An 8,689-nucleotide genomic window follows, 5' to 3' on the forward strand; every position below is an offset into this window, starting at 1 on the left:
CGCCCCAGCCGGGCGGAGGGCGCGGTTCACGCCGGTTCGACGCGGCGCAGCCAGGTGCGCACGATGGCCGCGCCCAGCGGGCCGGCCACCTCGGCGACGAAACGGCCGAAGTCCACGTGGGCGCTGTCGTCGGCGCAGTCGGACAGCGTGCGCAGCACTGCGAAGGGGAGGTCGCAATCGAGGCAGACCTGGGCCACCGCCGCCCCCTCCATCTCCACGGCCAGCGCATCGGGCAGTTCGGTGCGCAGGGCGGTGCGCTCGAGCGAGGTCGCGACGAAGCGGTCACCACTGACCACCAGGCCCTCGTGCACACGCGGGCGGTCGATGCCGAGTGCGGCGAAGCTGGAGTCGAGCCCGATGCGCTCGGCCTCCAGTGCGTCGCGCGCCGCGCGCACCAGCGCGTCGCTGAGGTCCGCGTCGGTCGGGAAACGCGAGCGGCCGGTCAGCGGCACTTCGTGGCGCGGAAACAGCGGCGAGGCGTCCATGTCGTGCTGCAGCAGCTCGCGCGCGACCACCACGTCGCCGATCGACGCTGCGGGCTGCAACGCGCCAGCCACGCCGGTGAACACCAGCGCATCGACGCCGTAGCGGTCGGCCAGCAGCAGCGCGGTGGTGGCCGCGGCCACCTTGCCGATGCCCGAACGCACCAGCACCACCTCGTGGCCATCGAGCCGGCCGCGGTGGAAGGCCCGGCCGGCATGGTGCTCGGTCACGGGCGATTGCAGCGCCGCGAGCAAGGTGCGCAGTTCCTCTTCGAGAGCCGCGACGAGTGCGAAGCGCAACCCCATGGCGGGTCCTGTCAGTGCGTGCTGCCGATCAGGGCAGCAGCAAGGCGCGCCGCGCGGAGCGAGCCACTGCGGTCCCCTTGGCGCGCTCGATCTCGGTCAGCAGGTCGCGGGCCACCGATTGCAGGCCGACCAGACCATCGGCCTTCTCGATCGCCAGCACGAAGCGGTAGCCCTTCATCAGGCCCAGGTGCTGCTTCGCCAGGCCGGGCAGCAGGTCGTAGAGGTCCGAGTAGGACAGCGACGACGCCTCCAGCGCGCCCGGGCCGGTCGCGGTGGCCGTGGCGGCGGACGGTGCGGGTTCGGCCGGTGGCAGGCTCGGCGCGACGCTTGGGCCACCGAGCGGGCTCACGAGGCCGGCATCGACGAGCGTCTGCAGGTCTGCGGCGCTGGCGCCCTGCACCATGGACACCCAGTTCGCGCCGTCCCGGCTGGGATCGATGATCAGCAGCAGATTGCGGGCGGTGCGTGTCAGTGCGTGGACGCGGGCGCGGATCTCGGCGCGGCCCGTCTCAGTCTTCGTGTAGCGATCGGCCATCGTGCATCAACAGCTTGCTCTGCCTCGGTACGATCCAGCGCGCAGTGTACGGGCCGACTTCGGCCAGCGTGCCGCGGTGGGTGACGATAGACCGAAGCCCGTGACCCTGCGCACGCCGTGGCGTCGCGGCTCAGGCCTTGTCGCGCAGCTCGCGGCGCAGGATCTTGCCGACCGGCGTCTTGGGCAGCTCGGTGCGAAATTCGACGATCTTCGGCCGCTTGTAGCCCGTCAGGTTGGCCTCGCAATAGGCGCGCACCTGTTCCTCGGTGACCGCGGGGTCGCTGCGCACGATCACCAGCTTGACTGCCTCGCCGCACTTGGCGTCCGCCACGCCGATGGCGGCGCACTCCAGCACGCCCGGCATCTGCGTCACCACTTCCTCGACCTCGTTCGGGTAGACGTTGAAGCCGCTCACCAGGATCATGTCCTTCTTGCGGTCGACGATCCTGAAGTAGCCGCGCTCGTCGACCACGCCGATGTCGCCGGAGCGGAAGTAGCCGTCGGCCGTCATCACCTTCGCGGTCTCGTCGGGACGCTGCCAGTAGCCGGCCATCACCTGCGGGCCCTTGATTGCGATCTCGCCCGGCGTGCCCGGCGGCACCTCGTGGCCGTCGTCGTCGATCAGCTTCAGCAGGGTGTTGGGCATCGGCAGGCCGATGTTGCCGCTGTAGGCGCTGCTGTCGACCGGGTTGCAGGTGGCCGAGGGCGAAGTCTCCGACAGGCCGTAACCCTCCACGATGGGGCAGCCGGTCTTCTCGAGCCAGAGCTTGGCGGTGGCGCTCTGCACCGCCATGCCGCCGCCGACCGAGATCTTCAGATGGCTCCAGTCGACGCTGCCGAAGTCGGCGTGATGCGCCATCGCGTTGAACAGCGTGTTGACTGCCGGGAAGCTGTGGATGCGCTCGCCGCGCAACTGCTTGAACATCGTCGGCAGGTCGCGCGGGTTGGCGATCAGGATGTTGCAGCCGCCCATGCGCAGGCCCAGCATCATGTTCGTGTTGAAGCCGAAGATGTGATAGATCGGCAGCGCGCACACGGTGTTGATCTGCTCGCCGGCGGGGATCTTCTTCAGGGCCGGCTGGTACCAGGCCTCCGACTGCAGGATGTTGGCGACCAGGTGGCGGTGCAGCAGCACCGCGCCCTTGCTCACGCCGGTGGTGCCGCCGGTGTACTGCAGCACCGCGATGTCGTCCGGTCCCACCTTGGCCGCCGTGTACGACTTGCCGCGGCCGGCGGCCAGCGCGTCGTTGAAGCGCACCGCGCCCGGCAGCTCGAACGCCGGCACCATCTTCTTCAGCTTGCGCACCACGGTGTTGACGATCAGCGACTTCGGGAAGCCGAGCAGGTCGCCGAGCGCCGTGACCACCACCTTCTTCGTCGGCACCGTCGACATCACCTTCTGCAGCACGTGCGCGAAGTTCTCGACGATCACGATGGCCTTCGCGCCCGAATCCTTGAGCTGGTGCTCCAGCTCGCGGGGCGTGTACAGCGGGTTGACGTTGACCACCACGTAGCCGGCACGCAGGATCGCGGCCACCGTGACCGGGTACTGCGGCACGTTGGGCATCATCACCGCGACGCGGTCGCCGGCGGCCAGGCCCAGCGTCTGCAGGTAGGCCGCGAGCGAGCGCGACATCTCGTCGACCTGGGCGAAGCTGAAGGCCTTGCCCATGAACTTGTAGGCGGGCAGGCTGCCGAACTTCTTGAAGCTGTCGTCGATCAGCGCGACCAGCGAGGGGTACTGCGCAACGTCGACGTTGTGCGGCACGCCGGCCGGGTAGTGCTCGAGCCAGATGGGGTCCATGGGCAGCTCCATACGCGAAAAGTCATTCTGACTTCGCGCTGACAGGGCCTCTCTCAGGGAATGCGATAGCCCGTGCTGGAGCGGGCTGTCTAGGGCCCGCCGGCATCATCCCTTCGAAGCGAGGCCCCGAGCCGCGGGGCGATGGCTCACTCGATGGCCTTGACCATGTCCTCGACGACCTTCTTGGCATCACCGAAGACCATCATGGTCTTGTCCATGTAGAACAGCTCGTTGTCCAGGCCCGCGTAGCCGGCGGCCATCGAGCGCTTGTTGACGATGATCGTCTTGGCCTTGTAGGCCTCGAGGATGGGCATGCCGTAGATCGGGCTGCCCTTGGTCATCGCCGCCGGGTTCACCACGTCGTTGGCGCCCAGGATGATGGCCACGTCGGCCTGGCCGAACTCGCCGTTGATGTCCTCCATCTCGAACACTTGGTCGTAGGGCACCTCGGCCTCGGCCAGCAGCACGTTCATGTGGCCCGGCATGCGCCCGGCCACCGGATGGATCGCGTACTTGACCGTCACGCCCTTGTGCGTGAGTTTCTCGGCCAGCTCCTTGACCGCATGCTGCGCACGCGCCACCGCCAGACCGTAGCCCGGCACGATCACCACCGTCTCGGCATTGCCCAGCACGAAGGCCGCGTCGTCGGCGCTGCCGCTCTTGACCGGCCGGGCCTCGGCCTTGCCGGCGGTGGCCGCCGTGGCGTCGCCGCCGAAGCCGCCCAGGATCACGTTGAAGAACGAGCGGTTCATCGCCTTGCACATGATGTAGCTCAGGATCGCGCCCGAGCTGCCCACCAGCGAGCCGGCGATGATCAGCATGCTGTTGTTCAGCGAGAAGCCGATGCCCGCAGCGGCCCAGCCCGAGTAGCTGTTGAGCATGGACACCACCACCGGCATGTCGGCGCCGCCGATCGGGATGATGATGGTCACGCCGATCACGAAGGCCAGCGCGAGCAGCAGCGCGAAGTCCAGCTTGGACTCGCTGATCGCGTAGCCGACGATGAAGAACAGCAGCGCCAGGCCGAGCACGGCGTTCAGCGCATGCTGCCCCTTGAACACCACCGGCGCGCCCTGGAACAGGCGGAACTTGTAGCTGCCCGAGAGCTTGCCGAAGGCGATCACCGAACCGCTGAAGGTGATGGCGCCGATGGCCGCGCCCAGCGCCAGCTCGACGCGGTTGCCCACCGGCACCGCGCCGCCCTTTTCGACGATGCCGAAGGCCCAGGGCTCGACCGCCGCGGCGACCGCGATGAACACTGCCGCCAGGCCGATCATGCTGTGGAAGAAGGCCACCAGCTCGGGCATCTTGGTCATCTCGACCGTCTTGGCGCGCCACGCGCCATAGCCGCCGCCGACCACCAGGCCGACCAGGACCCAGCCAAGCCCGAGGGCCGAGCCGGCCAGCTTGACGATCAGTGCCGCGGTGGTCAGCGTGGCGATCGCCATGCCGACCATGCCGAACAGGTTGCCGCGGATCGAGGTGGTCGGGTGGCTCAGGCCCTTCAAGGCCTGGATGAAGCAGACGCTGGCGACCAGGTAGAGCAGGGTGACGAGATTGAGGCTCATGGCTTACTTCCCCTGCGCCGTCGCTGCGGGCTTCTTGTCCTTCTTCTTGAACATCTCCAGCATGCGGCGCGTGACGAGGAAGCCGCCGAAGATGTTCACCGCAGCCAGCGCCACCGCCAGCACGCCCATGGTCTTGCCTAGGCCGGTCTCGGTCAGGGCGGCGGCGAGCATCGCGCCGACGATCACGATGGCCGAGATGGCATTGGTCACCGCCATCAGCGGCGTGTGCAGCGCCGGCGTGACGGTCCACACCACGTGGTAGCCGACGTAGATGGCCAGCACGAAGATGATCAGGTTGAGGATGGTGGGACTGACGATGTCCATCTTGTTGTCTCCTGGGGATCAGAACTTGCGGACCGACTCGATGCGGTTGCCCGGCCCGAGCAGCACCACCTTGGGCTTGTGCGTCGCGACCTCGGCGTCGTTCATCGGGGCGTAGGTGCAGATGATCAGCAGGTCGCCGACATGGGCCTTGCGGGCCGCGGCGCCATTGAGCGAGATCACGCCCGAGCCCGGCGGTGCCGGGATGACGTAGGTGGAGAAGCGTTCGCCGTTGTTGACGTTGTAGAGCTCGATCTGCTCGAACTCGCGCATGTCGGCGGCCTCCAGCAGGGCGGCATCGATGCCGCACGAGCCTTCGTAATGCAGGTCGGCCTCGGTCACCGTGGCGCGATGGAGCTTCGCGCGGAGCATCAGGCGATTCATGTTCTGAGCAACTGCCCGTCGCGGCACATCAGGCAGGCCTTGACGATGTCGTCCTCGAGGTCGATCTTCAGCGCCGCGGCGTCCTTCTCGAGCACGAGCTTCAGGAAGTCGAGCACGTTGCGCGCATACAGCGCCGACGCATCGGCGGCCACCAGCGCGGGCAGGTTGGTCTCGCCGACCAGCGTGACGCCGTGCTTCACCACCGTGCGGCCGGCCTCGGTCAGCGGGCAGTTGCCGCCCTGGGGTGCGGCCATGTCGACGATCACCGAGCCGGGCTTCATGGCCTTGACCATGTCCTCGGTCACCAGCACCGGCGCCGGGCGGCCCGGGATCAGCGCGGTGGTGATCACGATGTCGGCCTGGGCCACGCGCTTGGCGACCTCGACCTTCTGGCGTTCCAGCCACGACGGCGGCATCGGGCGGGCGTAGCCGCCCACGCCCTCGGCGGCTTCCTTCTCCTCGGCGGTCTCGTAGGCACGTCGATGAACTTGGCGCCCAGCGACTCCACCTGCTCCTTCACCGAGGGGCGCACGTCGGAGGCCTCGATGACGGCGCCCAGGCGCTTGGCGGTGGCGATGGCCTGCAGCCCGGCCACCCCCACGCCCAGGATCACCACCCGCGCGGCCTTCACGGTGCCGGCGGCCGTCATCAGCATCGGGAAGATGCGCTGGTAGCGGTCGGCGCCGATCATCACCGCCTTGTAGCCAGCCAGGTTGGCCTGCGAGCTCAGCACGTCCATGCTCTGCGCGCGCGTGGTGCGCGGAGCGGCCTCGAGGGCGAAGGCGGTCAGCTTCGCGTCGGTCAGGCCCTGCAGCCCGTCCTTGTCGAAGGGGTTGAGCATGCCGATCAGCGCCGTCGACGCCGGGATCAGCGCGCGCTCGGCCACCGAGGGTGCGCGCACCTTCAGCACCAGCGGGCAGCCGAAGGCGCCGGCCGCGTCGGTGATCTCGGCACCGGCGGCCACGTAGGCCTCGTCGGTGACGCTGGCGCTCAGGCCGGCGCCCGCCTGCACATGCAGCGAGTGGCCCTGTGCCTTGAGCTTCTTGACCGTCTCGGGGGTCGCGGCAACGCGGGTTTCTCCCGCAGCCGTCTCGCGCGGCACGCCGATGCGCATGGTGCTGCCTCCTCAGGGCTTGTTGTGTTTGGGGGCGGAGCTTACACAATCCGGAGACCGTCCCCCTTACGATCGTGCATGAAACAAAGATGGAAACCTGCCGTGACCGTGGCTGCGGTCATCGAAAACCAGGGTCGTTTCCTGCTGGTGGAAGAGCAGACGCCCGAAGGCATCTGCCTCAACCAGCCGGCCGGTCACCTCGATCCGGGGGAGTCGTTGCTCGAGGCGGTGGTGCGCGAGGTGCTCGAGGAGACCGCCTGCGTGTTCACGCCGACCGCGCTGCTCGGCGTCTACATGTCGCGCTTCATCCGCAGCGCCCGCAACGAGGACGTGACCTACCTGCGCTTCTCCTACTGCGGCAGCGTCGGCGAGCCGGTGCCCGGCCGTGCGCTCGACAAGGGCATCCTGCGCACGCTGTGGATGACGCCCGAGGAGATCCGCGCCAACGCCCACCGCCACCGCAGCCCGGCGCTGCAGCGCAATGTCGATGACCACCTGGCCGGCATTCGCCATCCGCTCGGCACGGTCTTCGTCGACCCCGGCCTCTACGATCCGGTGGAAAAATCCTGAGGATGAGCGCGAAGAAGGAGCGGGTGGTGGTCGGGCTGAGCGGCGGGGTCGACTCCGCGGTCAGCGCCTGGCTGCTGAAGCAGCAGGGTCATGAGGTGGTCGGCCTGTTCATGAAGAACTGGGAGGACGACGATGACGACGAATACTGCTCGTCGCGCCAGGACTTCCTCGATGCCGCCAGCGTGGCCGACGTGATCGGCATCGAGATCGAGCACGTCAACTTCGCTGCCGAGTACCGGGACCGCGTGTTCGCCGAGTTCCTGCGCGAGTACGAGGCCGGCCGCACACCCAACCCCGATGTCCTGTGCAACGCCGAGATCAAGTTCAAGGCCTTCCTGGACCATGCCCTGCGGCTGGGCGCCGGCAAGATCGCCACCGGACATTACGCCCGGGTTCGCCGCGCACCGGCGCTCCCCGGCATGCCCGATGGGCCTCTTGACGAGTCGAGCGCCGGCGCGCTCGACCGCGTCCGGGTGCGCGAGGCGGGCGGCCGCTTCGAGTTGCTCAAGGGGCTGGACGCGAGCAAGGACCAGAGCTATTTCCTGCACCGCCTGAGCCAGGCGCAGCTGGCGCGCACGCTGTTCCCGGTGGGCGAGCTGCCGAAGACCGAGGTGCGTCGCATCGCCGCGGAGATCAGGCTGCCGGTGGCGGCGAAGAAGGACTCGACCGGCATCTGTTTCATCGGCGAGCGCCCGTTCCGCGAGTTCCTGAACCGCTACCTCGCGCACGCGCCGGGGCCGATCAAGGACGAGCGCGGCCGCACGCTCGGCGAGCACGTGGGGCTGTCCTTCTACACGCTGGGCCAGCGCAAGGGCATCGGCATCGGTGGCGTGAAGGAGCGCGGCGCGGCGCGCGGCGGGGCCGACCATGCACCCTGGTTCGTGGCCCGCAAGGACCGTCCGCACAACACGCTGTACGTGGTGCAGGGCCACGACCATCCGTGGCTGCAGTCGTTCCGGCTGGAGGCAGACGACGCCAGCTGGATCGCCGGCACCCCGCCGGCGCCGGGCGCACTGGCGGCCAAGACCCGTTACCGCCAGGCCGACGCGTCCTGCGTGCTGGCGCCGGGTGCCGACGGTCGCTTCCGGCTCGACTTCGGTGTGCCGCAGTGGGCGGTGACGCCGGGCCAGTCGGCGGTGCTGTACGACGGCGAGGTCTGCCTAGGCGGCGGCGTGATCGCCGCGGCGGCCTGAGGCTGGCGCGGCCGCAGGCCCGGGGGCCTCTGCCTCACCGCGGGCGCGCCAGGTCCAGCGTCCAGTACAGGCCGTAGCTGCTGGCGTTGTTGCGCGCGCAGGCGAGGCCGAGCTCCGTGTAGCCCGGGCTCATCAGGTTGGCGCAGTGGCCGTCGCTGGCCATCCAGCCGTCTACTACCGACTGCAGCGAACCGTAGCCGGCCCCGATGTTCTCGCCCACGCCGGACCAGGCGTAGCCCGCTGCGTCGACGCGGGCGCCGAGCGTGCTGCCGTCCGTCCCGGTGTGCGAGAAGTGATCGTGGTCGGCCATGTCGCGGCTGTGGCGGTAGGCGGCCTGGGCGAGTTGCGCGTCCCAGGCCAGCGCCGGGACGGCGGCGAAGCTGCCGCGCGCGCCGCAGGGGCTCCGGCCGCG

9 protein-coding genes and 1 pseudogene are annotated in these 8,689 nt (G+C 69.0%); 2 read left to right on the top strand and 8 right to left on the bottom strand.

Annotated features, from left to right (window positions below):
- Positions 1-26 precede the first annotated feature (26 nt).
- The 7 genes and pseudogenes from x551_RS15040 to x551_RS15070 all read right to left on the bottom strand — a co-directional run bounded on the left by x551_RS15040 (position 27) and on the right by x551_RS15070 (position 6,514).
- Positions 27-788, bottom strand: coding sequence for a 5'-methylthioadenosine/adenosylhomocysteine nucleosidase (locus x551_RS15040; RefSeq protein WP_036234768.1), 762 nt, complete (start codon positions 786-788; stop codon positions 27-29).
- A gap of 28 nt (positions 789-816) precedes the next feature.
- Complete coding sequence (locus tag x551_RS15045; RefSeq protein WP_036234770.1) at positions 817-1,323, bottom strand: hypothetical protein; 507 nt, start codon at positions 1,321-1,323, stop codon at positions 817-819.
- Positions 1,324-1,453: 130 nt separating this feature from the next.
- On the bottom strand, positions 1,454-3,127 hold the full coding sequence (locus x551_RS15050) for a long-chain-fatty-acid--CoA ligase (protein ID WP_036234775.1): 1,674 nt from the start codon (positions 3,125-3,127) through the stop codon (positions 1,454-1,456).
- Between the two features lie 146 nt (positions 3,128-3,273).
- Positions 3,274-4,695 carry an NAD(P)(+) transhydrogenase (Re/Si-specific) subunit beta gene (locus x551_RS15055; protein ID WP_011831144.1) on the bottom strand — a complete coding sequence of 474 codons (1,422 nt, stop codon included), beginning with the start codon at positions 4,693-4,695 and terminating at the stop codon, positions 3,274-3,276.
- A 3-nt stretch (positions 4,696-4,698) separates the two neighbouring features.
- Entirely contained in the window at positions 4,699-5,019 is a 321-nt protein-coding gene (locus tag x551_RS15060) for an NAD(P) transhydrogenase subunit alpha (protein WP_011831143.1), read from the bottom strand.
- Between the two features lie 18 nt (positions 5,020-5,037).
- Positions 5,038-5,400 carry an aspartate 1-decarboxylase gene (gene panD, locus x551_RS15065; RefSeq protein WP_011831142.1) on the bottom strand — a complete coding sequence of 121 codons (363 nt, stop codon included), beginning with the start codon at positions 5,398-5,400 and terminating at the stop codon, positions 5,038-5,040.
- Positions 5,397-6,514, bottom strand: a pseudogene (locus x551_RS15070) (Re/Si-specific NAD(P)(+) transhydrogenase subunit alpha). Before x551_RS15070 ends, panD begins: the two are co-directional and overlap by 4 nt.
- 78 nt (positions 6,515-6,592) lie before the next feature.
- On the opposite strand from x551_RS15070, the gene x551_RS15075 reads away from it, so the two are divergent.
- Both x551_RS15075 and mnmA read left to right on the top strand, forming a co-directional pair.
- The gene (locus tag x551_RS15075) at positions 6,593-7,084 is read left to right on the top strand and encodes an NUDIX hydrolase (protein ID WP_036234772.1); all 492 of its coding nucleotides are present in this window, start codon (positions 6,593-6,595) and stop codon (positions 7,082-7,084) included.
- 2 nt (positions 7,085-7,086) lie between these two features.
- Positions 7,087-8,277, top strand: coding sequence for a tRNA 2-thiouridine(34) synthase MnmA (mnmA, locus tag x551_RS15080; RefSeq protein ID WP_036234773.1), 1,191 nt, complete (start codon positions 7,087-7,089; stop codon positions 8,275-8,277).
- A 34-nt stretch (positions 8,278-8,311) separates the two neighbouring features.
- Here the strand turns inward: mnmA and x551_RS15085 are convergent.
- Positions 8,312-8,689, bottom strand: a 378-nt coding sequence (locus x551_RS15085; protein ID WP_036249242.1) for a CAP domain-containing protein, incomplete at its 5' end; no start/stop codon positions are given.

Origin of the sequence: Methylibium sp. T29 (assembly GCF_000576205.1) — a bacterium.
Lineage (GTDB): Bacteria > Pseudomonadota > Gammaproteobacteria > Burkholderiales > Burkholderiaceae_C > Methylibium > Methylibium petroleiphilum.

What these genes read in the sequence shown, in the direction of transcription:
- x551_RS15075 (WP_036234772.1), top strand. Translation starts at nt 6,593, where the DNA reads ATGAAACAAAGATGGAAACCTGCCGTGACCGTGGCTGCGGTCATCGAA.
- mnmA (WP_036234773.1), top strand. Translation starts at nt 7,087, where the DNA reads ATGAGCGCGAAGAAGGAGCGGGTGGTGGTCGGGCTGAGCGGCGGGGTC.
- x551_RS15050 (WP_036234775.1), bottom strand. Translation starts at nt 3,127, where the DNA reads ATGGACCCCATCTGGCTCGAGCACTACCCGGCCGGCGTGCCGCACAAC.
- x551_RS15055 (WP_011831144.1), bottom strand. Translation starts at nt 4,695, where the DNA reads ATGAGCCTCAATCTCGTCACCCTGCTCTACCTGGTCGCCAGCGTCTGC.
- x551_RS15040 (WP_036234768.1), bottom strand. Translation starts at nt 788, where the DNA reads ATGGGGTTGCGCTTCGCACTCGTCGCGGCTCTCGAAGAGGAACTGCGC.
- x551_RS15060 (WP_011831143.1), bottom strand. Translation starts at nt 5,019, where the DNA reads ATGGACATCGTCAGTCCCACCATCCTCAACCTGATCATCTTCGTGCTG.
- panD (WP_011831142.1), bottom strand. Translation starts at nt 5,400, where the DNA reads ATGAATCGCCTGATGCTCCGCGCGAAGCTCCATCGCGCCACGGTGACC.
- x551_RS15045 (WP_036234770.1), bottom strand. Translation starts at nt 1,323, where the DNA reads ATGGCCGATCGCTACACGAAGACTGAGACGGGCCGCGCCGAGATCCGC.